This is a genomic window from Pseudomonas sp. 2 (genome assembly GCF_056627435.1).
The window spans coordinates 16422-42378 of sequence record NZ_JBWXNG010000023.1 but is presented as its reverse complement, the minus strand read 5'-3'; the positions used below and the strand labels follow the sequence as shown (position 1 = coordinate 42378).

The following is a 25957-nucleotide window of genomic DNA, read 5'->3' as shown; positions in this document are numbered from 1 at the left end:
GACAATGTCGTACGAGAGAGATCAAGGTGTGCGATAAGACTTTTAGGAGCCTTGGCAGCATTCAATGGACTTGACTACCCGAATTTGGAACTTGATGAAAGCAGTATAAGAAAATATACAAATCTGTTTTATAAAACCAACTTAGACATATTAAAAGTGCGGTACTGGCAAGGATGGCCGATACAAAATAGAAAAGGAAAGGTATCACTTTTACCTTTGAGTGGTTTTTTCAGAACATTTGGAGCTCACTTTTGTGAGAAAGTCTACGATGAAGCCCAACAGTATTTAAACGGCAGAAGCCAAACAACTATTTACGGTTTGAAGCAGCTCAACGAGTTTTGCGAAATCAACGCAAACAACCTGAGCATAGAAATGCTGAGATCTGATCTAGCAATGTCAGAATTTTGGGAACAATTTGTTGTCTACTTTGTTGTAGAATATTATGCAGATGGGACTGGACAAAGACTGTCTACAATTGCTAGAAATTGGAATGGTGAATTTACAAACTTTATTACTCAACACCTCGCTAAACGAGGGCTCATGAGTACAGGTTACACAAACTTACCAATTCTTCCGAAAAGACAGGAAACACATACCAACGTAAAAAATGCGATAAACGGCAGCGGTTTGGTGCACGCAAAGCTTCTATGCGACATTCCGTTACGTTTGACCGACAAGGAAGCTCTTTACAAAATCTTTGATCAATTAAAAACCTCCATGGCATGGATCGAACAATGGGCCCAGGAAGAAATTCTTGATCATGATCGTCGATGGGCTCGGCGCAAATTTGAATCAGAGCACGGAATTATTAGAGAGATCCAAAAAGCTGGATGCAATCAAAGTGACGGAGAATTAATTGCGTGGCAGCGTGACCGAGCCAACCCTAACTGGTACGCCAATGCCGCTAAGAACTTTGAACATCACAGCTATACGTTTCTACAGGAAAGAAGGACGCAAATCTTTCCCGAACCTTTAGGTCAAGTCGCACGAGAGCTCGGGCTGGTCACTCCCGGTTCATTACAGCCACATTGCGTCATGCTTATTCTGAAACATAGTAAGATCACACCAGGTTTTTTGGAAAGTCTAGAACTCTTTGATAAACAAGGCAAGCAAACTGGATTGATTGATGAACAAACCGCCCCAAAGCTTATAGGCTATAAGTACCGCAGAGGCATTAGACTGGCTGAGGTGATAGTTGCCCTAGACTCTTACACCCTAAGTGTTGTGCAGAGCATAATTAGAATTACCGACTACGCAAGAAAGCACCTTCAAGCTATTGGAGATGATAACTGGCGCTATCTCCTACTGACTTCGCATAAGAGTTTTGGCGCGATCAAACGGACTAAGCTTGCTTCCTATAACGCCACGACAGGTGTGCTAGGTGACCATGCAGAACGGATATCAGCAATGACCAGCATGACCGATCGCGAGGCAGTTGAGCTTTTGAAAAGGTCAACGTTAACTGCCGTCCGGGCTACCTCCGCGGTACTCGTTTATCTGGAGACTAGAAGTGCGATCAAAATGTCTGAGGCGCTCGGTCACGCCCAATTGGATCACTCTCTACTCTCTAGATATTTGCCCGCCCCCATCTGGGACTTCTTTCAAGAGAGATGGATCAGGCTTTTCCAAGCAGGGATCGTATTGGAAGCAATGAAAGGGAGCAAAAACATTCTGAAAGCTTCGGACTTTAATTCCCTGGATGAAATCGAAGAGTTCCTTAGTAATCACGCTTTGAAATTCGACGAGCAAACAACAGATCCGGATTGCAGTCCTCTCCATGAGCCGCAGCTGCTAATCAGTGTTGACTATAACGTATTCCTCCAACTATTGAAACTTGAACGAAAATATGTCACTGGCGGATCCAACCTGAAAACACAGCTATGGGCAGACTTAAGCAGTAAGATATTAAACTACTCAAGAGCCAACCTTGAAGATCGCCCAGACCTTAAATTGGCGCTTGAAGAAGCCACTCTTTCATTGGAAGTAACGCCATGACAGGTCATGAAAAATTGGTGGGAGAACTTGCTTTTCTCAAAGAACTATTCCCGAACGACTTGGTTCGCTACGAGAGCAAATGGCTTCAGAGCTCATTTGACGACAGCGTCTGGGATTTTAAATTCGTGCGCAACCTGAGCTTCAAGATAGACTTCAACATTGAGCTCGAAGATGGCAGCTTGTTGACCGCTAAAAAAAACCGAAAACTACTACTCACTTTCAAGAATTGGATATGCATTCAATCCAACCCAGTCATGAATAACGGCATACTACCAGATGCCAAAACTGCATACTCACTGACTCGCAAGTCCATCCACATAATAGACTATTTCCTAATAAATACAAAAAGCTTCCAACTTGCAACTTTCGGATTGAATCTACTAACCGAGAGTGATGTTAAGAAATTTTTCGCCCAACTGTCAGGGCATAAAACAGTCTCAGAATCCATCTACCAATGGTCACATCGAATCACTGAGTATTTCAGAGTAGCTCTTAATGGAATTCCTCAAGCCAGCGCGATTGAATTTGCGAAGGATGAGCCACTAACGTATCGCCTCATCCAAGAAAGCCAGACCATTCCCGGCTTCAGCGAAAATGAAAGCATTTTGATCAAAATCTGGATGTATAAGCAGAGCTTGTACAAAAGGACTACTCGGTTTGGATTTCGCCAAGCCACGCCAACTCATAGGCTGTCCGCAAGGATTCTTCCTAATACGCTGATTGGATTTCGGATAAATTCATCTATGGATTGCCTGAATCTCGATCAGTACGAAGGCCTGGCTCGTGAATTTGGTTCCGCTCCAACCCGCACTCAAACTAAATTAAACATGTCTGAGCGTAGCTTTTTGAAGTATTACCGGTGCTTCATGGCAGTCAGTAGGCTAACAAGATTGAGCTTAGGAGTTCCGACCACCGCGATAGGTAATCTCAACGCAAGGGAGTTAACTTCACAATTTGATCTGGAAGCCACTGATCGATACCGTACACTGAGGCCCAGCACTTTGCTGCCGGCACTGCGCTCTGCCATTGAGTTTGTAATTGCTCATGGCCCAACAATCTTTGAACGGGCCTTAGCAGTGATGACTGCTCAACAAAATAACCCACGGGGCGTTCATGATGAAGGCTTCTCGACCGAGCGGTGGGCTAGCCTCGGTGACGAGGCAGTCAAGAGTGGAATAAAACACTGGTCATTGAGCGCACATGTAAACTATAACGAACAAAACTACGACGCTAATAGGTCTAGGGTCTTTGATCGACAAGACTACTTTGCCCGCTTTCGAGGGAATGAAGGCCTGTGGGAGATGCTTAGAGTTTACTACGGAGCAGCCCAAATGATAATCGGATTATTAATGGCAAGGCGGCAATCCGAGCTAATTGAGTTAATGCCATTCCAGTGCTTGGACAAAACTGGACGATATTTGGTATTCGCAAATCGAAAATCAGGCTACATGTCTTTACGAGAAATCATTCAGCGACCAATACCAGACTTCGCTGCAAACATCATCAAGGGGATATCGGTTTTTCAGCGCCAGCTACTGGAGGCCGGCCTCATTAAGCAGTATTACCCACTCTTCACACCTCCGAACAGATTCGCAACGGGCCTCAATGATCGCCTAACGGCTCCGACATACAATCGATCACTCGATTTTTTTTGCGATTATTTCGAAACCCCTATGTACAGTGAAACTCAGAGGTATTACTTCCGACAACATCAGCTGCGTAGAGGGTTCGCAATGATGTTCTTTTGGGGTAACGCTGATGGCGGACTGGAAACATTAAGATGGTTTCTTGCCCACACCGACGCGCAACACCTTTACCATTACATTACTGAAACGACGCCAGGGGACGTTTTGAGAGGCGTCAAAAGTGCTTACGTGTCTGATCATCTGTTCGGAGGGGACTCGGAAACTCATGGCGCGCTCGAAGACGCATTGGCTCGGCATTTCGGCACTACCCGATTTGAGGTTCTCGAAGCCAGCGAAGTCGAAACCTACATTGAATCTCTGATTGAAGATGGTAACCTCACAGTCGAACCTCACTTCTTTGAGGGCGATGACGGGTCTGATTATCAGATAGTGACAACTCTCAGGTCAACGCAATGAATAATAAACAAGCGTCAGTGCTAGCGCTTTTCAAAATTCTTAATCTACCACTATCGCTACAGCCTGAACCTGGACTGACCCGAAAAGATGTAGCAAATCAAGCGGCTCTCGCTTCGTATCAAAACGCGCGGTTCGGTATTAAAGCTTCTTCACTGAATACGTTGAAGGCTCATGCTGATAAGTATCTACAAGGTGGATTTGAAGCGTTAGACCTGGCAAGACTCGCGGCTTTAACTGCGTTTGAAGACATCGAGAAGAACGCAAAAATCACTTCCGCCACTCGCAGACCAAATGCAGCGGAGTCCATCGCGGCTTTAAAATTAGAGATACAGCTGCTTAATGAGGAATTGCTGGTTTATTCAGGCGTGCTCAATGACAGCATGGAGCAGGCAAGATATTTTGCAAACAAAACATCAGATTTGACGCAAATCAGGCTATGTGAAAAACAACAAAAAGAAAGCTTCGATCTGCTAAAGTTCATGAGATCCAGACATGCCTCGTAAACTTTACACCCTGACCTCTAACAACCTTGAAATCCCATGGTTTTTTGATGACGGCTTTGTTTACATGTCCGAGGCGTCGGCGATACCTATGCTGCGCTATCCTGACGGATCATGGTGCCACTACTCTAATAACTACATGTATAGTCTCTTTAAAAGAGGTCTCTCACGAAAAAATGGAGGGGGTACTCTTAAAGCATACGCTGCAAATATTAGCCACCTACTACGCTACTGCTTCGCAAACAATATCGATCTATCACAAGTGACGGATTCGCGATTTTCCATGTTCATTCGAACGCTCTCGACCCATAATGAACACTCTCAAAATAGAGAACCCAGATCCCGCAATAGTGTTATCAACATTGGGCGCAATTGTCTCGGACTACTATCGCATGTGGGAAAAATGCGATTCGATGAAAACTTCGTGTCACCCGAAGGGGTTATCAAGGGAGAACGAAGACAAGCAAGCATCAGAAATGTAGACAAGGGCACCACGATCACCAAATCGTACTGGTTCCACAGATCATTTCCGGTCCCATCACCTCTAAAAAAACGGTTCCCAATATCTGCAACCAACATCAAAAAGCTCACTACGGCTGCAGCTGCGACTGAGGACCTTTTCGTCCGGAAGCGACGATTCGCAATGCTGAGAATTCTGGAATCAACTGGCTGTCGTCGTTCTGAACTTGTGACCATTACAGTTCAAAGCGTTTATTCGGCGCTGAGTGAAACACCCCATCTTTTAAAAATGGACACATTAAAACGTGGTGGCAACCGCTCAACCAGCAGGCTCGTACCTGTATCAAAAACAGACCTCAAGCTTTTGGAAAATTTTATAAGATTCAACCGTGCGCCGCTAATAAAAAGACTAGGCATCAAAGATCATGGCGCTTTGTTTATCAGCGCGACGTCAGGCAAAGCATTACTCGCGAACACAGTCACTCAAGAAATTTCCGCTTTAGCAAAGCAGGGTGGAATCACTGAGCGAACATCCCCGCATATGTTTCGCCATCGCTTCATTACTCAGTACTTCGTCAAACTGATCAAGCAGCACGACCTAAAAAATATTGATGACTGCAGACGCCTTATGACCAACGCTGGCGCCCTTAAGCAACAAATACAGCAGATCACCGGGCACAGGCTTCTAAGCTCACTAGATATATATATCGACTTAGCATTTGCCGAGCTTACTAATCATGTTGAAGTGGTTGATGCGGCCACGAAAGACATGAAACTATCATCCCTACAAGGCACGCTCCAAATGATGAAATCAGAGCTTAGCGCTACCAAACGCGACAAAGGGTTGAGTGAGTTGCTAGAAGTTATTGCAGATGAGCTTAATGACCTGCTGTAAAGCCTACGCAGTAGAAGATATTGTAATGATTTGATACTTTATCTTGATGCCTCACACCGTGGGGGTATTGCCTGGACTGCTACAAAGGCCAGGAAACAGGGTAATGATTAGGTGTCCAGGCAGTCTGATCGAGATTCGCCCATCTTCGTCCGTGGCGATGAAGCCTTCACTTGCCATCTGCCCGAGCACATCGTACATCTTAGACTCGCCAAGACCCAGTCTGGCTCGAATCTCTGAACAACGCATTGGGCCGCGCTGAAATAGATCGCGGTAGAGATGAAGGGCCTCAATACGCAGAATCGGTAGCGCGTCTCCATTTTCCTCCGTAAGCACGAACCGTTGGCGCATCTGAAAGTATTGATCAATACGGTGAGCAAGCATGGGAGGTTGCAAAAGCGCGGTGATAAATCGCACCTGATCGAGAGCTGTCGTAATGAAGAATTCGGTGAACTTGAGCAGGCCACTGTCGGAGAGTTTGCCACGCCCATCAAAGTCACCCTTACGGACATGATCGGCAGCTTTCAGAGCGGCGTAATACCCATCGACATCCTGGCCAAATCCGCGATTCATTGTCCATAGCCCGTAACCCTTCAGGCCAACGGCTTTAAGATACTCATCGGTGAGCAGTCGGCCCACCCTTCCATTGCCATCGATAAACGGGTGCAGCCAGAGAAAGCGGTGGTGAGCACCCGCCGCAGCCATCAACGGTGCCAGTCCATGTAATCGATTCAACCGATAAGCCTCTTCAAACCACGTCAGATAAGACCTGATCTTTTCCGCGGCCGGCGGAATGTGACGACCCACCCGCACTCCACGAGTGCGAATCTCTCCTGGTACAAGAGGGATGAGTTGGCCCCTGGTCTCGGCGTTGATACGCAGGTTTTTTTCGGGTATTCCTCGGTAAAGCTCACGATGGATGCGTGTGATCGATTCACGGGTGGTGATTTCCGACATCTTGATCGGATCTTTGGAGAGTCGGGTCTGAGCTTCGATGTGACACTTGATTTCTAACAAATCCGGTACTGCTTCATCGTCTGCTGCGCTTGGTTTAGCACGTAGCACATCGGCAAACGACGCCGAGTTTCCCTCGATCTTGTTGCTGTAGTACGAATTCACCTGACGTTGCAGATGGATCATCGGAGCGCGTAGCGATTCGGGGATGGTTGCATTCAACGCCGCGTCGAGATAGATAAGCTCGGCAACAGCGTCCTTGAGATCGTCTGGAGCTCTATCCTGGGTGACGTAGGGTGTCAGTGTCATTTGTTGACGTAGCCTTCAATGAAGCCCAACCGACCTGAAGTTTCCGTTTTCATCTGGAGAAATCGATGTCTACGGGGACGAGGTGCTCACCTTGGCCAGATACGCCTTCCATTAGCCGTGAAGGATCCCTATGACTGCATCTCGCGCGGCATCAAGGACTTTATCTGGCTCGGAGCTGAGCAAGGTTTTAGGAGCCTTGGCTCCAAGATAGCTGTTGGTGTACCCGAACCAGCAAGCCATCGACCATCCATTCTTGTTGGTGGCGAGGACAGTGATGATTTCACTCAATCTCTCAACCGGCTCGAATAAGCGAGCAGGGTCAAGGGCGTAGCGAGGGAACAGCTGAATCCCTTTGTGATTGAAGCCGAAGATACGTCCTTCTGCTTCCCATCGAGCCAGTCGCTGACCGAACTCCAGCGGTTCGGCACCCGCGAGAGCTGCCAGATCATGGACGGTAAGCCAGTCGCCACTGCTGATGATTGTGTCCAGCGTCTGGGAGAGCATCTTCGCCAGTGTCAGCAACAATCTTGTATGCCGAGTGCTCTCTGAGCGGCATGGAGGTTCATCTTCTTCTGCACATGAGGGCTGTGTTGACGCAGGCATGACCCGGTTCAAGATGTCGATAGCGTCAAGGTACGCCTCCACTGCGGATGAGGAGTATCTGCCATCAAGATCAATGGTTAACCGGATGGTGCCTTGTCCTTCAGGTGCTAAGACATCGCTCGGTGTGGATCGGCTGACCTTGATTCTGTTATTAGGCATTGGGTTACTCCCCTTCGGCGATACTCACGACCTGCTCAGGCGTTCCAAGCGAGATCCACCTCATTGGTAAATGCCGTATTCGATACGCATCAAAACGTACATGACCTCTTTGAATTCGTGGGCGTCGCCCATCAGCGTGCAGGGCTTTCGCCTATTCAGACTTCGGATACGACTCTCAAACCAGGTACTTGCCCTTGCCCGAGATCCCAGCACCACAGTAGCGCGTGAGAGAACCGTCGCTCTGACTGATGTGAAGCAGCGATACTCGACACTCAAGCAACCAACCCCTGTCGAGTGCGCGAGCCCTAATATTTGAAGATCGACCGCCAAGCGCACTCCTTCTGTACCGGAGAGGGGCTGCAACCTGGGCACAGTGACCGAAGCCGGTGGAGCACTTGGCTCCGGCGTATCGCGTTCCGTTGAATCACAGAAAAATGGTTCGAGAAGAGGCCAGGTCGCTAATACTGGATGCAGAGTTTGAGGGCTGATAGGAAGCCTCGAAATTTCATTCTGCCTGATCGCCTCGCATCGTCCCGCCAGTCTCACGGCTTGTGGACTAGGGTAGTGTCGGAGGAGTTGTTTGGCTTGGTCCCGGACGTTGTCAGGTAATGATCTATCTCGCGAAAGCATTGCCAAGAAACTGCCCGTTTCAATCACGCTAAGGGTCCGCTCGTAGGGTGTGGTCATTGTGATTGCTCCGCACGAGGGACAAGGGCAAAAAGCTTCGGCAGAACCTCTGTGGCTTTCCCGATGAGCATTAGCTCATTCGGCCCGATGGTGCTGACATCCTCCGTATTGACGTGAATGACGGTTGCACCACATGACAACGCAAGTCCAGGAATGTCGGCCGCAGGAGTGACGACCCCGGAGGTGCCTATAGAAATCAGAACATCGCAGCTCCTTACCAATGTGATGGCCGATTTCCAAATGTCCGCCGGCAGATCCTCGCCGTACCAAACGACGCCAGGGCGAAGTTTTCCATTACATCGAACACACCGCGGTGGCTCGACCAGTGCTCCATCGGCTGGATCGAGCACTTGTTGCTGTGGCGGTTTACCGGGGCGATGACAGGCGAAGCACTTTGGCGTAGACAAGCTACCGTGCAGATGCAGCACACCGAGAGAGCCGGCTCGCTCATGCAAATCATCAACGTTTTGAGTGATTACAGATACTTTGCGGCCCGTGGCTGCCAATTGGCCGACTGCATAATGGGCAGCGTTTGGCTGGACGCTCGCAACCTGCTGCCGTCGCCACAGATACCATCCCCACACCAAGGGCGGATTTTCGCGAAAGGCGTTCGCCGTCTCTAATGTCCGCGGATCATGCTGGGCCCAAATCCCGGTCAACGGGTCTCGGTAGGTTGCAATGCCGCTCTCGACCGAAATACCTGCTCCCGTGAAAACTACAACCTCGCGAGCATTCGATAGGCCCCGCGCTGCATATTCGAAATCTGTCATCAGGAGTCCTCAAAAGCTCAGCCGTGGGGATCAAACGGTGCTGGGTCTCACTGAAAGCTCACATCTGATGTTGATGACGTCTTCAAATACAGGGGCGCATACATACTGGGGCCTTCAACAGTGCGATGTGACTCCGAGATTCGTGGTTGATGCTTTGCCAAGCGCTTTTTCGAGAACCATACCTTCGATGTTTTCTTCATCCGGAGGTCGAGCGCCCCAATTTTGTAAATGCCCTGCGCCGTGCGATACACCACGGCACTTTCTTCGGTTGTGATGCCTTGGTAGCAAGTGATTTGGTCAAGCTCCACCAAGCTCCATCTGTCGGAGCGAGTCAGGGCTGGCGGGCATAGCATCTGCACGTTACTGATCTCAACGTCGGGTGCGGCAGTCATATAGTGCTGAAGTTCATACGCACAGCTCACCATCGCTGCGCGGTCACTCTTCCCCGTTCGGGCAGAGGTGATTGTGAGCAGAAAGCCTATGCCTTCTAATTCGCAATGCGACCTTATGAACACCGTCTGCTCTGTAGGATCAAGTACGTAAATCAATTGCTACACCATTCCCGAATAGCGTGATGATTTCTTCTTGGGGGTCTGAAACAAACACTGGCTTTGCTCTCATCTAAAACGGCAGGCGAACGCGTGAGGGAGTGATTGATCTGGAGTGGAGCATAATTTTGCCATATATGCTGTATACAGCATAGTGTCTGCGTCCCTGATGAGGCTCCATCGTTCCTTTTGTGGATAAGCAAATGGAACGCAAACTGGCGTTTGGGTCTGCACTCAGAGAGGTGCGATCACGAAAAGAGATTGCGCAGGAGCAGCTCGGTGCGAGTCAGTCATTCGTCTCCACAGTCGAGCGTGGAATCCGCAGTCCAACAATTGAGAAAATGGAAGAATTCGCTGAACGGCTTGGGGTCAACCCAGCAACATTGATCATCGTCATGCAGGTCGGCCTTGATGGCGACGCAGATGCGCTGTTGAGAAAGGTTAAGGACGAGATCAAGGCCTTGAGAACATCGTCTTGCTGACTGAGATGGCGGTTGGTCCCGGAGAGAGCCTAGCCGACCCGAGTCTAAGGATACGCAATTGCAGCCTACCGACGCGAAGGCCCAGCTACGATCTATCAGCCGGAGGGCTCGTTGGTCAGCGAATTTCACCCACCGTTTAGCCTCTGACGGTGTCGCCGAAAAAATCGTCTGTGGCAACCAAGCCGAAATCATCTTCTACCATCTCAACGTCGTCGCGAAACATGGCCTGCCCACGGCGTTGCTCTTTGAGATTGGCAATTGCTTGGAAGAAGCAGCCCTCACAAAGGTGTACCTCGTAGCGCTCGCCGTCATGCTTCGTACCGTAACTCCAATGTGCTTGCAGCGTGCCAAACTGAAAACCACCGTTCTTGACTTTCGTAGTAAGCAGGCAGACATCGCACAGAACATCTGTGACGGCTTTCATCTGGACTTCACCAGTAACCTTCATCGCCACCTCCCTCAATCGGCCAACGAATATATGGAGGCTGAAGTTTAGTCTGATTACGAGCAGGACCGGAGGAGAGGTCACCGCCAACTACCTGGACTGGCCACCACGAGGGGCTATCCGTGCTTCCTCACCGCCAGCTATGGGTCGATAGCTACCTTAAGGTCTCCGGCTCCAGCCCGCTCAACTTTAAGCCGGGCCTCAGGGGCTAACATGCGACTCACCCTCTCGCGCGGTCTAGGATGTCGTGCAGCGCAACCCACGGATGCCTGGCGTGCTCATCGCTAGCCTCGCATGTAGGTGCATGAGGAAATTGGCTTTCACAATCTTCCAGCGCCTGGCTTTCAAGGCAGCCAGCACATACCGCTCGTCCAGCGACGATCATCCATCCGGCATTCCATTTCTCAATCTCTCGCTCACTATCCATATCCCGACTCCTTCCATATGCGGTTTGACGAGCTGACGATACATTCGCTTCCGCCGCTTTGATACGCTCGGAACCATGCCCTCATTCGAGGGAATTCGGATGAAGTGATTGTCGACTCCATTGATGGAGTGGTGCGTTAGTGATCGTCTGCAATCGAAAGCAGTCGGTCGGGCTAGAGCGATTACTTAGAGGCGGCTTCTTCAAAGAATATAACGCCTAGCGGACATCAGCCAGGGAGAGCGCTGCGCAGTGACGCGAAGCGTCAAAATAAGCTGTTCATGATGGGATACACCTCGCCGCCCCTGGTTCGTCACTGGAAAGTATCCGAAACGTAACCAAGGGGGGCGAGGTATCGCCTAATGGCTTTAAATGCTGTGCATCTGCGCCGGAATCAGTGAAGGCTTATGTTGGAGTAACTGGCGAGCAGAATCCGCGATCATCACCACTCCTCCTGCCAGCATCAGTACATCCTTAAGCACCAGCCGTCCGCCGCCCGACAAGTAGGGGAATCCGAACTCAGCGTCACCCAAATTTTGGACCCAAGCTTCGGGTGTCGTGATCAGAAATGAGAGTGTTACCAGCGGGGTCAGGAACGCCAGCAGCGATCCAACCATACCGAGACGGCGGGAGAACATGTAAGACAGGACCAGCAGGCCGATGATGATTTCAACAGTGCCCAGGCCATTGGAGAACGCGTAGGTGTGATTTTCTGTCTGCCACTGGCGTTTTTCCGGGTCAAGCTGGCCCTCATGGGTAAGGTGAGCTTTGTACTGCTCCGGATGCGCGTAGAACAAAGACATCACTGGATTATTCGCCACGAAGGGAGTGATGCTGTCGGCCTCATACGGTACGAACTTCAGCGCACCGATCCAGATGAAAATAATGGCAACACCCAATCGAATCAGATGAATGCCCAGTTTATCGAGGTGACTGGCGGTAGTGAGAATATTATAAAATCTTGGGCGGGAATTTCGCATGTCATACTCCGGAAATTGTGTCGTAAACATGGCCCACCCTTCTCCCTATCTCGGAATTGAGTACAGCCACTTCACGAACAAGAACAATAATTCATCAAACAAAAGAATACAGAAGCAGGTAGCTTTTAAGCCATAACCCCTAAAGCCAGCCGTGATTATCCCAAGGTATAATTAGATAGGCATGACTTTACTTTAGGGCTACGATCAATGCACGGTTTGGCCAGCTGCAAATCTCTAGCGGCTACTTACTCGCAGCGGCGCGAGTACCAATGTTAAACCGGCTCTGCATTTCCCAAACGATGAACAGAGCAGCCTCAACAGCCGCGAAAGCGTGGGCAATTTTGCGTCGTGAGATTTCCATGTTGAGTCCTCAAGCTAAGTTATCAGTGGATGACTGAATCTTCGCCGAAGGGGCTCAGCAGCAAAAAGCCGACAAACAAGATAAGTCTTTCAGCAAAAAGCCGAAGATGAGGAACTAGCAGTGCGCAGCCTAGTTGAAATCGGCCATCGACTCCCGATAGCGCCGAGGCGCAAGGCCGGTTACCCGTTTGAAGGCGTTGCTGAACGCACTCTCGGAGGCATAGCCAGAACGAGCGGCCAACTCAATCAGGGGGATTTTTTCTTCTAGCAGCGCTTTTTTTGCCAACCGCATGCGCCATGCCGTGAGGTAGCCAATGGGGGCTACGCCGGCGACCTGTTTAAAATATGCACTGAAAGCTGCTCGCGACATTGCGGCAGCACTAGCTAACTCTTCCACCTGCCAACTGCGGTGGGGATCCTGATGGATCAGCCTCAGGGCTGGCTGTAATCTTCTGTCGGACGCAGCTTTCAGCAACCCCGTTGCAACATCTGGGGTCGACTCCAGATACGCCCTCAGTATCTGTATGAACATGAGTTGAGCGAGATGAGCGCAAGCCACGCCAGAGCCAGGCCGGTCCTCCTCACGCTCTTGCACCAGTTGTTCAAGTATCCACCTCGTGGACGTCATGCCAGCCGCCTGCGGCTCTAAATGAAGATACGGTGGCAGCGCATCAAGCAAAACATCCGCTCCGATAGGGTCCAGCTCTACGTTGCCGCCTACCATGAAGAAATCGTCTCCCGTGCCCAAATGCGACACGGCCCCGACACGTCGCGAGATAAGATCATCCAGGGTGGTTCGGTTAGCTCCGAGATCGCTCGCGATGGTCAGCGGAACCTGTGCTTTGAGGAGAAGAAGTTCACCACTCTCCAGCCGGAGCGGTTCCATATCATGAAATTTGACCCAGCATCCGCCTCGGGCAATACCCCAGAACTTGATTCCGTTCGGTGGTGGAATCTCCAATGCCCAATCTCCCCCAGCGACCAGCGCTCCGGATGCCACCGCTTTGGCACTGATAACGCGTATGAGATCAGAGAAAGGATCGTTATTCATTTGGACGATAGCTCATGTTTGACGGACGCAGACGCATTAAAAATCTTGAAGTAGACCACTAGCATACAGGTATCCCCACTCGGTTAAGGATCCATCATGCAACGCACTTGGTTTATTACTGGGATCAGCAGCGGATTCGGTCGAATCATGGCTGAGCACCTACTGGCTACCGGAGACACAGTGGTTGGCACCGTACGCACGCTATCAAGCGTCGATGCACTGCTACAGCGTTATCCGGACAATCTGTGGGTGGAACCACTCCACCTTGACCAAATGGCCCAGATTCGGAAGGTCGTAGATAGCGTGTTTGCCCGGTTCGGCCAGATAGATGTGGTCGTCAGCAACGCTGGATACGGATTGTTCGGCGCTGCCGAGGAGGCCTCCGACGAACAGGTCCTCCATCAGATCAATACCAATCTGATTGGGTCCATCCAGCTCATCCGCTGCGTGCTTCCCCATCTGCGAAAAGCAGGCGGTGGCCGAATTCTGCAAATGTCCACGATAGGAGGCCAGGCTGCTTTCCCTGGAGCATCGCTTTATCACGCATCCAAATGGGGAATCGAGGGTTTCGTCGATTCGGTGAGTCGTGAGGTCGGGGTATTCAACATCGGCTGCACATTGGTGGAGCCAGGCAGCGCTCGAACTGGATTCCGATACGAAGGATCCCGCATCGGAGATCGCATGCCCGCCTATGATATCTCACCTGCCAGTATGGCTCGCCGGATGCTGGCTGACAGAACCGCAGTACCGATGGGCGACCCGGAGAAAATGGTCGCCCTCATGATCGATAGCGTGAGCCAGACTCCCGCGCCGAGACGGTTGGTGCTTGGCAGTGATGCTTTCACCACCATGCAACAGCAGTTGACTGATCGCCTTGCAGATCTGAGATCGCAAGAAGGTATCGCCTATTCAACTGACTTCGTTGAACGGCCAACTGCTTGAAATCAGATGATGCGCTGCAGCACCCGGACGTCTAGAGGTGCTGCAAATGTTGACTCGGCCGTCTTCAAAAAGGTCTGAAAATGAGCCGATGCAGCGTGCTCATCCAGGGCCTGCTGATCTCGCCAAATTTCATAAACCACGAATGCAGTGGGGTCAGTCACGTCCACATGAAGGTCATATTGAATACATCCGCCTTCGGCTCTGGACTTGGGCACCAATGTAGTGAGGGCTTCCAGCAGTTGGCCCTCAGCCCCTATCTTCGCCTTTAAATGCGCGACCAGATAGAGCGTTTTTTCAGCGGTGATAGCATGACTCATAAATAACTTCCTCAAGCTTTACGGGAGTGAAATATTTAATCTCGGCTACATAGTACAGCTTTGTCAATCTCGAGCTGACTCAGCGCCGGTCCGACGAGGACGAGACGACTGCAGCGTGACTTTCTGCATTTTAAAGAAGGTGTTTATGGTTTTCGTCGGTTTTTCTTGAGGCGCATTAGGCCCACCATACCTTCAGGTTTTCGGAACGCAGAATTGATTCAGCTTGCGGCTCAAGCGAAGGGGGGAAACCTTTGGAAGGCAAAACCTAACCTATCGTATAAGTTGACCCGCCAGTTGGCTTCGTACAGATTCAACGATGACGCTACCGTATTAATGAAGTTTACGGGAAATACTCCGAAAAAATTAATCGAGATGTTTCTTTTTTATTTCACCCAGGAGCTGGTGCAATGCAATTAACTAACAACACTGTATTTATCACGGGCGGTGGGTCTGGTATTGGTCGTGGATTGGCTGAGGCGTTCCACAAGCTGGGCAATAAGGTCATCATCGCTGGTCGCCGGAAGGCGCTCCTGGAGGAGGTTATCGGTGCCAACCCTGGCATGGAAGCGGTCGAATTGGATATCAACGATCCAACGAGCATCCGTGATGTCGCACAGACACTGATCGCCCGCTATCCTCAGCTCAACGTGCTGATCAACAACGCGGGGATCATGCCCTTCGATGATCCTGCGGGCGAAATCGATGAGGCGACGATGATTGGCACCATCACCACCAACTTGTATGGTCCCATCCGGCTGACCTCGGCTCTGATTGATCACCTGAAATCACAGCCCCGGTCGGTGATCATCAACAACACTTCGGTTCTGGCTTTCGTACCTCTGGCAGGTAACGCGGTCTATTCGGCGACCAAGGCAGCACTGCACTCTTACTCCCTGTCCCAGCGCTTTGCACTGCGTGATACGACAGTAACCGTGCAGGAAATTGCGCCGCCTTGGGTCAATACTGATCTGATCCATAAAGGTGATGATCCACGTGCCATGCCTCTGGACGCCTTCATCGAGGAAACCATGGCTGGCCTGGCCACAGATGCGCCTGAGGTTATCGTTGAGGCCATTCGCCCCTTCAGAGACAATCCTGGCTCGAAAGAACATGAAGTCATCCACGGTTTCAACCAGTCGCTGGTCGACAATCCGATTCCCGTCGGCTGATCGCAAGTAGATGACACCCAGCGCCAGGCTCAATGCCTGGCGCTCGCATGACATGTCCTCAATGGAATTGAACAAAAATGAATCAGACTACCCAGCGATCTCAATTCTCTCCTGAAACATCCACCATCTTGATCGTGGATGATGACGAGGTGTTCCGCGGCGCTGTGAGTAGTCTGCTACGGTCAGTTGGCTTTCGCGTCAAAGAATTTTCAGGACCTATGGAGATGTTGGCCGACGCAGCGTCCAAGACAGCGCATTGCATGATCCTGGACGTCAGATTGAAGGGTCACAGCGGCTTGGATGTGCAACGCCAGATGCTGGAGCTGGAGATCGATTTGCCGATCATTTTCATGACTGGGCACGGGGACGTGCCGATGTCAGTGAAAGCGATGAAAGCCGGTGCCGTAGACTTCTTTGCGAAGCCATTCAATCACCAGGATTTTCTAGACTCGGTCAACGCCGCGATACTCAACTACCGCGAAAGCTTGAAAAAGCGTGTGCAACTTCTGGAAATGCGTGAGCGCTTCAACGGGCTGACCAATCGAGAAAAGCAGGTCATGGATGGGGTGGTGAGTGGTTTGCTAAACAAGCAGATCGCCGGAAATCTTGAGATCAGCGAGGTTACTGTTAAGGTTCATCGTGCCAGCGCGATGCGCAAGATGCGAGTCACATCGCTGGCTGATTTGGTGCGAGTGGCACAGGATCTACAAGCCTGATAGCTTGGAAGCGATGGGACTAGCTGTCATCCCCATTCGCCTCCGATGGTACAGGTAGAACCAAACTAATACTTACACCTCTCTGGCCATCGGATCGATTTGATATCTCGATCGTCCCACCAGCGCCTTCAATGATGGAACGACAGATAGGAAGCCCCATCCCCATGCCAGTCGCCTTTGTGGTGAAGAAGCTTTCGAAGAGCTTCGCCAAGTGTTCAGCGGCGATCCCTGGGCCGCTGTCGTTGACAGAAACCACAATCTTTTGATTTGCCAGAGCCTTGCTTTGTATCTCTAGCTGATGATTACCACCATCGACAGAGGCCATCGCTTGAACAGCGTTCATGACCAAGTTGACGACCACCTGCTGGATCAAAACGCGGTCTGCCTTCACTTTGGGAAGAGCTGCGCCCAAGTCCAGTACGACCTCAACGGCATGTTTTTTGAGCTCGTAGCGGGTGAATTGCAACGACTCTTCAATGACCTCGTTGATGGAGAGTGCGCTCTCCACTGGAGCTCTCCTCAACGCCATACCTCGAACCCGGGCGATGACATCGTCGGTCCGTTTCGCATCGCCAATAATGTTGCGTAACGCAGACTCAACCTCCATGAGGTTTGGTTCTGGTCGAAGAAGCCAGCGCAGGCCGGCCTCCGCATAAGCAGCAATCGCAGCGAGCGGCTGATTGATTTCATGTGCTACGGACGCTGTGAGTTCGCCTAGAATCGAGATCCGCGCAGCATGCGCCAGCTCGGTCTGCATCACCTCCAGTGCCTGCCTGGCTGCAACCTGCTCTGAGAGGTCGATGATTCCAATCAGAATGATCCCACGCGCCATGTTCTCTTTAGAAAAGCATGCGGTGAACAAGCACTCGAACTCTCGGCCATCCAGCGTTTTGAGGCGTGTGACCTCAATGTTGTTAGGTAATCGTGCGAGCGACTTGACGATGCACCGAGCGTAAACCTGGATGCTTTCGTCAGGCCAATAGGGATCGATGGTGCCGCCGAGCATCTCCTCTCGATTTCCTCGACCGAAAAGCCTGATGCTGTGTTCGTTGAGGTCGACGACCTTAGTGTCCCGGATGTACTCACGAACAACCGAAGGGTGGTCGCGAAAGTACTTTTCCAGATCAGTCACTCCTGCCGCCTGTAAGGCCTTCAGCTTCGGTCCAAGCCTCGTGAAGTCGAGCTCCCAGAACGATGCGGCCATGGCTTGGAAGAGATTGCGATACCTGTACTCGCTGTCGATCAGGCGCCGCTCGATCTCCTTGGCCGCCGAAATATCATGCGCCGTTTCGAGAATACCGATTGGATCTCCAGCTGCGTTACGTCGCAATGACCATCGAACGTTGACTTGGAGGCGGCCGCCAGACGCAGTGGTTCGCCTTAATTCACCGTTCCAGTGCCCCTCAGCCAACAGCTTTGCATGAGCGACCTCGGGCCCATCAGGATGTTCACATTTGAGGAGCGCTCGGGCGTCGTAACCCACAGCACGGTTGGATGGCCATTCGTAGAGCGCCTCCGAAGCCGAGTTCCAAAAATGGATTTGTCCTGACATGTCTCTTACAAAAACCGAGTCATGGAAGAGCTCGAATACCTCAGCCTCCGCGCGAGTAATCGGTCTGGCCATATCTCCCCCTGTTGTTTTTAAGAGCTATCCCTACAGCAATCTGGAGCAGCCATTATTTTCTTGAACAAATGTGCTACTTCATGGACGCACTAGTTAGATGGTGCTTAATTAGGCCGGGCTATCTAAGAAGCCGGAAAGACTAGAAGCATGATCGACTAAAGCGGACGCGCAGGACCATAGTCAAATTGATGTAGCACCTGCACTGCTGGAATGAAAGTGGTCGCATCCAAGGATGCTCGTGCCAGTAACTTGAGCCAGAAGGAACGGCGAAAGGACTCGGGTGGGGAGAATCAGAACGGCTTTCGAGCGATCAGCCGTTCTGATGAGCTTAGCGTGGAACAAGGTCAAGATTGCCGAGCAAGCCAGATATCTGCGGCAGCAAGTGGGGACAACCCTTTTCTGCAGATCAGGTAATCAAGCTCGCTGACCGCCGCGTTCCCAAGACTGAGCAATGTCAACTCTCGCAGCAGCTCATCTGGCATCTGCTGCGCCATTTCCTCCCTTACGATCAGCGTCGCGTCATCTTTGCCTCCAAGGAGACCTTTGGGTTCCGCCAATTCACGGATCTTGTAGTGGTGATGCAGGAACTGCGGATGCCACAGCGGTACGACAACCCATTGCCGATGCTTCACGGCAAACTCGAACCTTGTGAAGCACTGCTCCTGGGTTCCGTTTTCGAAGTGGTAGCCAGCGGCCGCCAATCCATACTGCTCCACGATTTCCCGAGAAAACCTACTGATCCCAGCACCCGGGTTGATACCTTGAATCAGATGATTCATACGGCTTGCGACTTCCGGGTGGAGCAGGTCTGCGACAGTGGAGACCTGTTCGGCCGGGATGTAATCGGGAACGCCCCAGATGCAGTACGGCTGATAAAGCACACCCAGCTTACGTGTCTCATGTTCGAAAGGTGCCAGGTAGCCCCCGTGACTGTCTGGCAACCACGCCGATACCAGCATGTCCACCTCTCCGGCACCGTAACGTTGGAACATCTTTTCGTGAGGTGAGGTGCTGGAAGACACCTCATACCCGTACCGCTCCAGGATGCGTTGAACGACTGCAGCGCTGGCAGCATGAAAGCTCAAATCGATGTGGCCCAGACGAATCAGGGGTTTCATAGTGACCTCCGATATCAGTGAGTTGGGGCCGGGGCGGCGTCGATTTTCACGCGCAGCAGGCTGTAGGGTTTGTCACGCAGGTCTTTCCCGTCGTGGAATCCTGCCTGACGCTGCAGCTGGTTAGCGGTGAAGTACAGGTAGCCATCGGGCCCGATCGACAGAGTGTCTGGCCACAGCACACGAGGGTCGTGAACGATTGTTTGCCATTGGCCGTCAGCAAGCTTACGAATCCCGTTGTGCTCATAATCACCGGCATAGACGGCGCCGTTGGCGTCAGCTTCAAGACCGTCGGAGGCACCTTTTTCGCCCAGATCCTTCACCGCTGCCGCGAGCTGAGCCTCAGTGACGTTGGGGTCGCGCAGCAGGTCTGTCGGCACGGAGTAAAGATGGCGGCTGGACAGAGGGCAGAAGTACAAGGTCTTGCCATCGGCAGACAGAGCGATGCCATCGGAGGCTACAGTCAGTGTCCGCGGTTTGCCGTCCGGGCCTTTGGTGATCAGCGCGTGCTGCCCTTCAACAACGGGCACGAAATCCGGATCTGGAGAGGTCGATTGAGCACCATTCAAGCGTCGTACGGCCTTGCCGCTTGCGATGTCCATCACGATGATTGCACCCGGGCCTGAGACGGACGAGTCGGTGACATAGACCGTACCTTCCTTGCCGGTACGGAAGTCAAATCTCATGTCATTAACGTAGGTGCTAGGCAGAACCACGTTGGCTGGGAACACCAGCGTCTTTACAACCTTGTTCGTTGCCAAGTCCACCGCAACCAGCTTGGCCCCTCCAGCTTTCGGTGCTGCAAACCCGGGAGCCGCAGTATCCAGCAGCCACACCCGGCCTTTCCCGTCCGCCACTACGCTCTGAACGCTGATCAGGCCTTTCGCCGGATCTTTGGGATCCTCGCGATTGAATGCAGCATTAGGATAGGGAACGACTTTACCGTCGCGAATTTCGCCGACGGTGAAAGACACATCGTCCCCCCATTTCGGGTAGTTCACAAAGATGCGGCCGTTTTCGGTCACGGTGACACCCGTAGGCATCGCACCATAAAAGGTGAACACCTGCTCCAAATGACCGATGGTTTTTTCAGCCGGCGCGTTTGACGGCAGTGATTTGGCTTCGGTGGCAAAGCTGCTTTGGCTAGCGGCAGCAACTGCGATGGCCAGTGCTGAGCCAAAAACACGATATTTCGTAGACATGAGAGTGCTCCTAGGCCTGCCTTAACAGGCCTGTTAAAAGTCGAATTTTTGGCTGTCAGAAACCTTCGAGTACGATCTTGCCAGTTGCCTTACCGCTCTCGATCAGAGCATGAGCGCGGCGCAAATTCTCAGCATTGATAGTCCCGAAATGCTCGCCCAAGGTGGTCTTCAGCACACCTTGGTCAATCAGTTCTGCCACGCGATTCAGCAGATAATGCTGCTCAATCATGTCGGGCGTTTCGTACAGGGAGCGCGTGAACATCAGTTCCCAGTGCAGCGACAGCGACTTGCGTTTGAGTGGCATAACATCAAGGCTGTCCGGATCGTCGATCACAGCAAGTTGGCCTTGGGGACGAAGCGCTTCCACCAATTGCGGCAGATAGCTGCCTGTGTGAGTGAGGCTGGCAACGTGGGTCACTTGACCGACGCCGATCTGCTCCAGTTGCTCCACCAGCGGTTTGCTATGGTCGATCACATGGTGAGCGCCCAGACCTTTGACCCATTCACGAGTTTGATCGCGCGAAGCAGTGCCAATGACCGTAAGCTTGGTCAGTTGACGGGCCAGTTGGACCAGGATGGAACCGACACCACCGCCGGCGCCGATGATCAGCAGGCTCTCGCCTTCACCACCACCCTGTGGAACGCCGAGGCGGTCAAACAGCAATTCCCACGCGGTGATGGAGGTCAGCGGCAGCGCGGCGGCATGAGCGTTGTCTATTGATTGAGGCTTGCGACCGACAATCCGCTCATCGACCACGTGGAATTCGCTGTAGCTGCCGGGACGGGCAAGGGAACCGGCGTAGAAGACTGCGTCACCTGCCTTGAACAGGGTGACTTCGCTTCCGACCTCGCGAACGATGCCAACGGCATCCCAGCCGAGCACTTTAGGCTCAGTCGCAGCGGAGCGAGCGCGCACCTTGGTGTCGACTGGGTTCACCGAAATGGCTTGCACTTCTACAACCAGATCGCGTGGGCCAGGCGTCGGCTTGGGCAGGTCCATATCGATGAGGGAGCGTGGGTCTTCGATGGGCAGCGCTTGCTGGGTATAGGCGACAGCTTTCATGGTTTGAAACTCCTAAGCAGAGATGTGTGTTCGTTGGACATATCGTGTCCTCGGGCTCTGCCAAGAAAAACCATCGCAACTCACTAAGACTTTCATCGTTTATCTGAAAATCAGACTCTCCGAGTCTGCCAATAAAGTCCTTGCGACAAACCATATAGAGAGGGACCTCCTGGATGGCTGCACACAAAGCACGCCCCCCGGGATCTTCCGCGTGTGCGCGAAAGAGTTATTGGAATGCGCCACTGTTTGGAGAACATCAGACTGCGCAACATCCACATCAACCGATTCGCCGCCGAGGGCTTGAGGGCGCACCTATACGAAAGGTTAGTGCCCCCCTTCCCGAGGTACGAGTGTGTCGAGTCAACGACTTCAATACATTTCTCACCTACCAAGCATCACCGTCACAGGAGATCTCAAATGGCACGTTTCACTGCAATCTCAGCAGAGCAAGCAACCGGCGCCACTGCCGAAGTTTATGCAGGTATCAAGCAGGCTCTGGGCAAAGTTCCAAACGCTTACGCCACATTAGGTACGTTGGCCCCGGAGGCCCTGAAAGCAATGCTGTCTGCAGACAAAGTTTTGGCTGGTGGGCCGCTGAGCAAGCCTGATCAAGAGATCGTCAAACTGGTCATCAGCGAGTTGGCTGGCTGCGACTACTGCGTTGCCGCTCACAGCATGGTTGGGAAAATGGTAGGCCTGTCGTCTGAAACCATGACTCTGGCTCGTCAAGGAGCTGCCACTGGTGACGTGAAGCGTGATGCTCTCATCAGCTTTGTACGCACCCTCGCGCTGAAGCCAGGCACGCTACCGGAAGCCGAGGTGGCTGCGCTTCAGAATGCGGGCTACACCGGCGAACAGATCGTCCACGTAGGCCTAGCGATTTCCATCATCACATTCACCAATGCATTCAACCGCATCAACGACACAGTGGTTGATTTTCCGAAGCCTCAATAAGGCAAAACCCCGCGCTGCCATCGTTCAACGGAGCTGAATCATGAGCAATTTCGCTGAAGGTGATTTTGAGGCGACCTGCAGAGCATTCTCTGTACCGGATCGAGCATCTGCTTCCCTGCGAGAGATCAACTTTCTCAATAAAGGGTGGCAGGCATCGCTGGAGGTCGAAGCAGAACGGATCGCTTTTTGGATGTATGGCAGCGGCCCGCTGATCATGTTGATGCACGGCTGGTGTAGCCGTGGTTCGCATCTGATGGGTTTCGTAAAACCTTTGGTCGCGGCCGGGTTTTCTGTAGTGGTATTCGATGCGCCTGGCCATGGTCATTCCAGCGGCGAAGTCTCCAGCGTGATACACGCTGGAAGAGCTGCCATCAAACTGGCGGAGCATCTGGGTGGGATTCATGGAGTCATTGCGCACTCCGCTGGATCAACAGCAGCTCTATGGGCGTTGGCAAATGGGCTAACTGTGCGCCGCAGCGTCCACATTAGCGGGCCCACATCTTTGATTGCCGTGGCACTTGAAACTGCTCGTGCACACGGCTTGAACGAGCATCAGACAGAAAGATTCTGTAATTGGGCAGAAGACTTCATGGGCGTCAGCCTGGGAGACGTAGATCTGCCAAGTCTGTCAGCTGGTCTCAAGCATTCAGGGCTGATCATCCACGATGCTGACGATCGTGTTGTTCCTATGGCGCAATCAAACGCATTGCATGTGGTCTGGACGCGATCGACGTTGATGGAGACTGCAGGATTAGGCCACCGGCGAATCCTTTCAGATCCTCAGGTGATCCGTAATGCGGTTGAGTTTGTGGCCAGCTTTCCTTATCCCGTGGCGATGCGCGGCTAGCTGCAAACTGATGGGCACTCATCGGCGATACCTTGTCCGAAAGTCTGCAAGCGAACGCAAAGGCCAGTTGTCACCTGCATGAACCACTCAGCGTATGCCTCGCCACGGCACTGAAACCGAATGAGGCTTTTTCTCCAATCTAACAGTGAAGGGAGTTCCAACATGACTGAACAATCATTGAGCACTCAGGCAAAAACACAGTTTGTTGAAGTGGGCGGTCGGCAACTGGCTTACCGAACGTTCGGTAGCGGAACTCCTTTAGTGCTGTGCGTCAGATTCCGCGGCACGATGGACTCTTGGGATCCGTTGTTCCTCGACAGCCTCGCTGAGCAAGGATTTCAGGTCACTGTCTTCGACTACAGCGGGTTGGGTCAGTCAACTGGGGAACGCTCTTACAACCCGGGTTCTTTGGCCAAGGATGTCATTGAGCTTGCTACCGCCCTCAAACTCGGGAAAGTCGTTCTCGGAGGATGGTCGGTAGGAGGCATCGCCGCACAAATCGTGCTGGCGCAGGCTCCGCAATTGGTCAGCCATATCGTGTTGATTGCGACCACCCCTCCAGGGCAGTTGGTCAAACCAGGTGAAGCGCTATTTTACGAACTGGCAAAGCGTGAGAACGACTTCGAAGATTTCGTCAGCCTCTTCTTCGAGCCGTCGTCGGCCGCTGCTCGGGCTGCTGCTGAACGGTCCTGGCAACGTCTGACAGCGTATCGGGAAGATGCAAGTCCCGCTGTACCCTATGAGTGGGCGGGTGCTCAGTTAGGTGACGGGCCCAAAAATCCGGTTTTTCCGGTCGAAGCTGTGTTGCAGGTCCTGAAAACTACCCACGTCCCTGTACTACACCTCGGTGCCGATCACGACATCGTCTTTCCAGTCGAAAATTGGTACGCGCTGAACGATCAATTACCAACGCTCCAAATCGTGACGTTCCCCGATTCAGGACATGGTCCCCATCTGCAATTCCCGCAGGGTGCCGCCAGACATATTTCGGCATTTGTAAGCGTCTCGAACGCTACCAGATAGGTGAGCTGCTCAAGCGTTCTCGAGCCCCTCAGAACGCTTGATTTTGACTCCACAAACGCTTCAAAAGACTTTGAAAAAAGGTCGCCCGATCTTAGATCCGCACTTCCTTTGAGCATGTTTTCTCGCGTTAAAGCGCCCTTACCGGGCCTGCACCGGTAAGGGGCTATCCAACTCCATCTTTCTGAAGGTGATCCATGACTACACGTACAACGTACCGTGCCGTGGCAGCAATTTCTCCCGGCCGGTTAGAGCTGGTCGAGCTTCCGATCCCAGTGCCCACTCGCGGTCACGTGTTGATCCGGGTTGAAGCGTGTGGGGTCTGCCATTCAGATAGCGCAACCGTTGAAAACTTCACGGGGAATATCAGCTATCCGCGTATTCCGGGCCATGAGGTCATCGGCCGAATCGAGGCGATCGGTGAAGCAGTCGAAGGGTGGTCTCTCGGTCAACGAGTCGGCGTAGGTTTTCTGGGCGGTGAAGATGGGAATTGCCCTTCCTGCCGTCAAGGTGATGCGGTGAACTGCCACAATCCCATCACGACTGGTATGAACACCGACGGCGGGTACGCCGAAGTCATGCTGGCTAAAGCTAACGGCTTGGTCCGAGTGCCGGAACACCTTGATGCGGCTGAAGCGGCTCCTTTGCTTTGTGCTGGCTTGACGACTTTCAACGCCTTGCTGAAGTCGAAAGCTAAAGCCGGCGACGTCGTTGCCATTCAAGGATTAGGCGGCCTGGGGCACCTAGGTGTGCAGTTCGCTCAGAAGATGGGCTTTCTCACCGTTGCTATCGCTCGCGGTGCGGATAAAGCTGAACGAGCCCTTGCCTGGGGAGCAGATGTGTACATTGACTCCACCCAGGAAAATGTTGCGCAAGCACTGCGCGCATTAGGTGGGGCAAAAGTCGTACTGGCAACGGCCCCTTCAGCTACTGCAATGGCAGAAGCAATCTCAGGGCTGGCTCCGCGCGGTGAGCTGATTGTGGTCGCAGTCCCTGGCGAGCCTCTCAGCATCAGCGCGACTGATCTGATCTTTGGCGAGCGGTCGGTGGTGGGCTCATTGACCGGCACTGTAGCTGACAACGAGAAAACCTTGGCCTTCGCCGAGCTCCAAGGCATTCGTCCCCAAATTGAGACCTTTCGATTGGATCAGGCGCGTGAGGCGTACGATCGAATGATGAGTGCGTCGGTACGGCAGCGCGCTGTCCTGGTGATGGACACTACGAAGGTTTGACCTGGTCATCTGTACTTGATCGGCTATCTGCCGTTG

At 52.2% G+C, this 25957-nt stretch carries 25 protein-coding genes; 12 read left to right on the top strand and 13 right to left on the bottom strand.

What is annotated here, in order from left to right; genetic code table 11:
- Positions 1 to 51: 51 nt before the first annotated feature.
- The 4 genes from AC1MEK_RS27615 to AC1MEK_RS27600 are packed head-to-tail and all read left to right on the top strand — an operon-like array spanning position 52 to position 5951.
- Positions 52 to 1995, top strand: coding sequence for a hypothetical protein (locus AC1MEK_RS27615; protein WP_480399424.1), 1944 nt, complete (start codon positions 52 to 54; stop codon positions 1993 to 1995).
- Positions 1992 to 4097, top strand: coding sequence for a hypothetical protein (locus AC1MEK_RS27610; RefSeq protein WP_480399423.1), 2106 nt, complete (start codon positions 1992 to 1994; stop codon positions 4095 to 4097). Before AC1MEK_RS27615 ends, AC1MEK_RS27610 begins: the two co-directional genes overlap by 4 nt.
- Positions 4094 to 4600 (top strand): hypothetical protein, encoded by a 507-nt coding sequence (locus AC1MEK_RS27605; RefSeq protein WP_480399422.1) that lies wholly within the window; start codon positions 4094 to 4096, stop codon positions 4598 to 4600. Before AC1MEK_RS27610 ends, AC1MEK_RS27605 begins: the two co-directional genes overlap by 4 nt.
- Positions 4590 to 5951, top strand: a complete 1362-nt coding sequence (locus tag AC1MEK_RS27600; protein WP_480399421.1) for a tyrosine-type recombinase/integrase — start codon at positions 4590 to 4592, stop codon at positions 5949 to 5951. The genes AC1MEK_RS27605 and AC1MEK_RS27600 overlap by 11 nt, the downstream gene beginning before the upstream one ends.
- A 51-nt stretch (positions 5952 to 6002) precedes the next feature.
- Here the strand turns inward: AC1MEK_RS27600 and AC1MEK_RS27595 are convergent, their stop codons facing one another.
- From AC1MEK_RS27595 to AC1MEK_RS27575, 5 genes are all read right to left on the bottom strand, one after another.
- A complete protein-coding gene (locus tag AC1MEK_RS27595) occupies positions 6003 to 7211 on the bottom strand; it encodes a Fic family protein (RefSeq protein WP_480399420.1) in 1209 nt (402 codons plus the stop codon).
- 111 nt (positions 7212 to 7322) lie between these two features.
- On the bottom strand, positions 7323 to 7973 hold the full coding sequence (locus AC1MEK_RS27590) for a hypothetical protein (protein WP_480399419.1): 651 nt from the start codon (positions 7971 to 7973) through the stop codon (positions 7323 to 7325).
- Positions 7974 to 8033: 60 nt separating this feature from the next.
- Positions 8034 to 8603, bottom strand: a complete 570-nt coding sequence (locus AC1MEK_RS27585) for a BPSL0761 family protein (RefSeq protein ID WP_480399492.1) — start codon at positions 8601 to 8603, stop codon at positions 8034 to 8036.
- A 53-nt stretch (positions 8604 to 8656) separates the two neighbouring features.
- Positions 8657 to 9430, bottom strand: a complete 774-nt coding sequence (locus tag AC1MEK_RS27580; protein ID WP_480399418.1) for an SIR2 family NAD-dependent protein deacylase — start codon at positions 9428 to 9430, stop codon at positions 8657 to 8659.
- Positions 9431 to 9477: 47 nt separating this feature from the next.
- Positions 9478 to 9912, bottom strand: a complete 435-nt coding sequence (locus AC1MEK_RS27575; RefSeq protein WP_480399491.1) for a hypothetical protein — start codon at positions 9910 to 9912, stop codon at positions 9478 to 9480.
- A 269-nt stretch (positions 9913 to 10181) separates the two neighbouring features.
- Between AC1MEK_RS27575 and AC1MEK_RS27570 the strand changes: the two genes are divergently transcribed.
- A complete protein-coding gene (locus tag AC1MEK_RS27570) occupies positions 10182 to 10460 on the top strand; it encodes a helix-turn-helix domain-containing protein (RefSeq protein ID WP_480399417.1) in 279 nt (92 codons plus the stop codon).
- Positions 10461 to 10596: 136 nt separating this feature from the next.
- Here AC1MEK_RS27570 and AC1MEK_RS27565 read toward each other — a convergent pair whose 3' ends face one another.
- The 3 genes from AC1MEK_RS27565 to AC1MEK_RS27555 form a co-directional block, all read right to left on the bottom strand.
- A complete protein-coding gene (locus tag AC1MEK_RS27565) occupies positions 10597 to 10908 on the bottom strand; it encodes a hypothetical protein (protein ID WP_480399416.1) in 312 nt (103 codons plus the stop codon).
- A gap of 789 nt (positions 10909 to 11697) precedes the next feature.
- Positions 11698 to 12309, bottom strand: a complete 612-nt coding sequence (gene rclC, locus AC1MEK_RS27560; RefSeq protein WP_480399415.1) for a reactive chlorine resistance membrane protein RclC — start codon at positions 12307 to 12309, stop codon at positions 11698 to 11700.
- Between the two features lie 490 nt (positions 12310 to 12799).
- Positions 12800 to 13720: an AraC family transcriptional regulator gene (locus AC1MEK_RS27555; protein WP_480399414.1), complete on the bottom strand. Its 921-nt coding sequence runs from the start codon at positions 13718 to 13720 to the stop codon at positions 12800 to 12802.
- A 96-nt stretch (positions 13721 to 13816) separates the two neighbouring features.
- On the opposite strand from AC1MEK_RS27555, the gene AC1MEK_RS27550 reads away from it, so the two are divergent.
- Entirely contained in the window at positions 13817 to 14662 is an 846-nt protein-coding gene (locus AC1MEK_RS27550) for an SDR family oxidoreductase (RefSeq protein WP_480399413.1), read from the top strand.
- A gap of 2 nt (positions 14663 to 14664) precedes the next feature.
- Here AC1MEK_RS27550 and AC1MEK_RS27545 read toward each other — a convergent pair whose 3' ends face one another.
- Positions 14665 to 14979, bottom strand: a complete 315-nt coding sequence (locus AC1MEK_RS27545; RefSeq protein ID WP_480399412.1) for a putative quinol monooxygenase — start codon at positions 14977 to 14979, stop codon at positions 14665 to 14667.
- A 407-nt stretch (positions 14980 to 15386) separates the two neighbouring features.
- On the opposite strand from AC1MEK_RS27545, the gene AC1MEK_RS27540 reads away from it, so the two are divergent.
- On the top strand, positions 15387 to 16148 hold the full coding sequence (locus tag AC1MEK_RS27540; RefSeq protein ID WP_480399411.1) for an SDR family oxidoreductase: 762 nt from the start codon (positions 15387 to 15389) through the stop codon (positions 16146 to 16148).
- Between the two features lie 77 nt (positions 16149 to 16225).
- A complete protein-coding gene (locus AC1MEK_RS27535; protein WP_480399410.1) occupies positions 16226 to 16864 on the top strand; it encodes a response regulator transcription factor in 639 nt (212 codons plus the stop codon).
- Between the two features lie 19 nt (positions 16865 to 16883).
- Here AC1MEK_RS27535 and AC1MEK_RS27530 read toward each other — a convergent pair whose 3' ends face one another.
- From AC1MEK_RS27530 to AC1MEK_RS27515, 4 genes are all read right to left on the bottom strand, one after another.
- A complete protein-coding gene (locus AC1MEK_RS27530) occupies positions 16884 to 18488 on the bottom strand; it encodes a PAS domain-containing sensor histidine kinase (protein WP_480399409.1) in 1605 nt (534 codons plus the stop codon).
- A 344-nt stretch (positions 18489 to 18832) separates the two neighbouring features.
- A complete protein-coding gene (locus AC1MEK_RS27525) occupies positions 18833 to 19606 on the bottom strand; it encodes a glycine betaine ABC transporter substrate-binding protein (protein ID WP_480399408.1) in 774 nt (257 codons plus the stop codon).
- A 14-nt stretch (positions 19607 to 19620) separates the two neighbouring features.
- Positions 19621 to 20805: an L-dopachrome tautomerase-related protein gene (locus AC1MEK_RS27520; protein WP_480399407.1), complete on the bottom strand. Its 1185-nt coding sequence runs from the start codon at positions 20803 to 20805 to the stop codon at positions 19621 to 19623.
- Positions 20806 to 20860: 55 nt separating this feature from the next.
- Positions 20861 to 21868: a zinc-binding alcohol dehydrogenase family protein gene (locus AC1MEK_RS27515; protein WP_480399406.1), complete on the bottom strand. Its 1008-nt coding sequence runs from the start codon at positions 21866 to 21868 to the stop codon at positions 20861 to 20863.
- 417 nt (positions 21869 to 22285) lie between these two features.
- On the opposite strand from AC1MEK_RS27515, the gene AC1MEK_RS27510 reads away from it, so the two are divergent.
- From AC1MEK_RS27510 to AC1MEK_RS27495, 4 genes are all read left to right on the top strand, one after another.
- On the top strand, positions 22286 to 22822 hold the full coding sequence (locus tag AC1MEK_RS27510) for a carboxymuconolactone decarboxylase family protein (RefSeq protein ID WP_480399405.1): 537 nt from the start codon (positions 22286 to 22288) through the stop codon (positions 22820 to 22822).
- Between the two features lie 40 nt (positions 22823 to 22862).
- Positions 22863 to 23669 (top strand): alpha/beta hydrolase family protein, encoded by an 807-nt coding sequence (locus tag AC1MEK_RS27505; RefSeq protein ID WP_480399404.1) that lies wholly within the window; start codon positions 22863 to 22865, stop codon positions 23667 to 23669.
- 162 nt (positions 23670 to 23831) lie between these two features.
- Positions 23832 to 24692 carry an alpha/beta fold hydrolase gene (locus AC1MEK_RS27500; RefSeq protein ID WP_480399403.1) on the top strand — a complete coding sequence of 287 codons (861 nt, stop codon included), beginning with the start codon at positions 23832 to 23834 and terminating at the stop codon, positions 24690 to 24692.
- Between the two features lie 194 nt (positions 24693 to 24886).
- Entirely contained in the window at positions 24887 to 25921 is a 1035-nt protein-coding gene (locus AC1MEK_RS27495) for an alcohol dehydrogenase catalytic domain-containing protein (RefSeq protein ID WP_480399402.1), read from the top strand.
- Positions 25922 to 25957: the final 36 nt, after the last annotated feature.

Excerpts from the sequence above, each read along its gene's own strand:
- AC1MEK_RS27610 (WP_480399423.1), top strand. The coding sequence starts at position 1,992 with ATGACAGGTCATGAAAAATTGGTGGGAGAACTTGCTTTTCTCAAAGAA.
- AC1MEK_RS27605 (WP_480399422.1), top strand. The coding sequence starts at position 4,094 with ATGAATAATAAACAAGCGTCAGTGCTAGCGCTTTTCAAAATTCTTAAT.
- AC1MEK_RS27600 (WP_480399421.1), top strand. The coding sequence starts at position 4,590 with ATGCCTCGTAAACTTTACACCCTGACCTCTAACAACCTTGAAATCCCA.
- AC1MEK_RS27595 (WP_480399420.1), bottom strand. The coding sequence starts at position 7,211 with ATGACACTGACACCCTACGTCACCCAGGATAGAGCTCCAGACGATCTC.
- AC1MEK_RS27590 (WP_480399419.1), bottom strand. The coding sequence starts at position 7,973 with ATGCCTAATAACAGAATCAAGGTCAGCCGATCCACACCGAGCGATGTC.
- AC1MEK_RS27585 (WP_480399492.1), bottom strand. The coding sequence starts at position 8,603 with ATGCTTTCGCGAGATAGATCATTACCTGACAACGTCCGGGACCAAGCC.
- AC1MEK_RS27580 (WP_480399418.1), bottom strand. The coding sequence starts at position 9,430 with ATGACAGATTTCGAATATGCAGCGCGGGGCCTATCGAATGCTCGCGAG.
- AC1MEK_RS27570 (WP_480399417.1), top strand. The coding sequence starts at position 10,182 with ATGGAACGCAAACTGGCGTTTGGGTCTGCACTCAGAGAGGTGCGATCA.
- AC1MEK_RS27565 (WP_480399416.1), bottom strand. The coding sequence starts at position 10,908 with ATGAAGGTTACTGGTGAAGTCCAGATGAAAGCCGTCACAGATGTTCTG.
- rclC (WP_480399415.1), bottom strand. The coding sequence starts at position 12,309 with ATGCGAAATTCCCGCCCAAGATTTTATAATATTCTCACTACCGCCAGT.
- AC1MEK_RS27555 (WP_480399414.1), bottom strand. The coding sequence starts at position 13,720 with ATGAATAACGATCCTTTCTCTGATCTCATACGCGTTATCAGTGCCAAA.
- AC1MEK_RS27550 (WP_480399413.1), top strand. The coding sequence starts at position 13,817 with ATGCAACGCACTTGGTTTATTACTGGGATCAGCAGCGGATTCGGTCGA.
- AC1MEK_RS27545 (WP_480399412.1), bottom strand. The coding sequence starts at position 14,979 with ATGAGTCATGCTATCACCGCTGAAAAAACGCTCTATCTGGTCGCGCAT.
- AC1MEK_RS27540 (WP_480399411.1), top strand. The coding sequence starts at position 15,387 with ATGCAATTAACTAACAACACTGTATTTATCACGGGCGGTGGGTCTGGT.
- AC1MEK_RS27535 (WP_480399410.1), top strand. The coding sequence starts at position 16,226 with ATGAATCAGACTACCCAGCGATCTCAATTCTCTCCTGAAACATCCACC.
- AC1MEK_RS27530 (WP_480399409.1), bottom strand. The coding sequence starts at position 18,488 with ATGGCCAGACCGATTACTCGCGCGGAGGCTGAGGTATTCGAGCTCTTC.
- AC1MEK_RS27525 (WP_480399408.1), bottom strand. The coding sequence starts at position 19,606 with ATGAAACCCCTGATTCGTCTGGGCCACATCGATTTGAGCTTTCATGCT.
- AC1MEK_RS27520 (WP_480399407.1), bottom strand. The coding sequence starts at position 20,805 with ATGTCTACGAAATATCGTGTTTTTGGCTCAGCACTGGCCATCGCAGTT.
- AC1MEK_RS27515 (WP_480399406.1), bottom strand. The coding sequence starts at position 21,868 with ATGAAAGCTGTCGCCTATACCCAGCAAGCGCTGCCCATCGAAGACCCA.
- AC1MEK_RS27510 (WP_480399405.1), top strand. The coding sequence starts at position 22,286 with ATGGCACGTTTCACTGCAATCTCAGCAGAGCAAGCAACCGGCGCCACT.
- AC1MEK_RS27505 (WP_480399404.1), top strand. The coding sequence starts at position 22,863 with ATGAGCAATTTCGCTGAAGGTGATTTTGAGGCGACCTGCAGAGCATTC.
- AC1MEK_RS27500 (WP_480399403.1), top strand. The coding sequence starts at position 23,832 with ATGACTGAACAATCATTGAGCACTCAGGCAAAAACACAGTTTGTTGAA.
- AC1MEK_RS27495 (WP_480399402.1), top strand. The coding sequence starts at position 24,887 with ATGACTACACGTACAACGTACCGTGCCGTGGCAGCAATTTCTCCCGGC.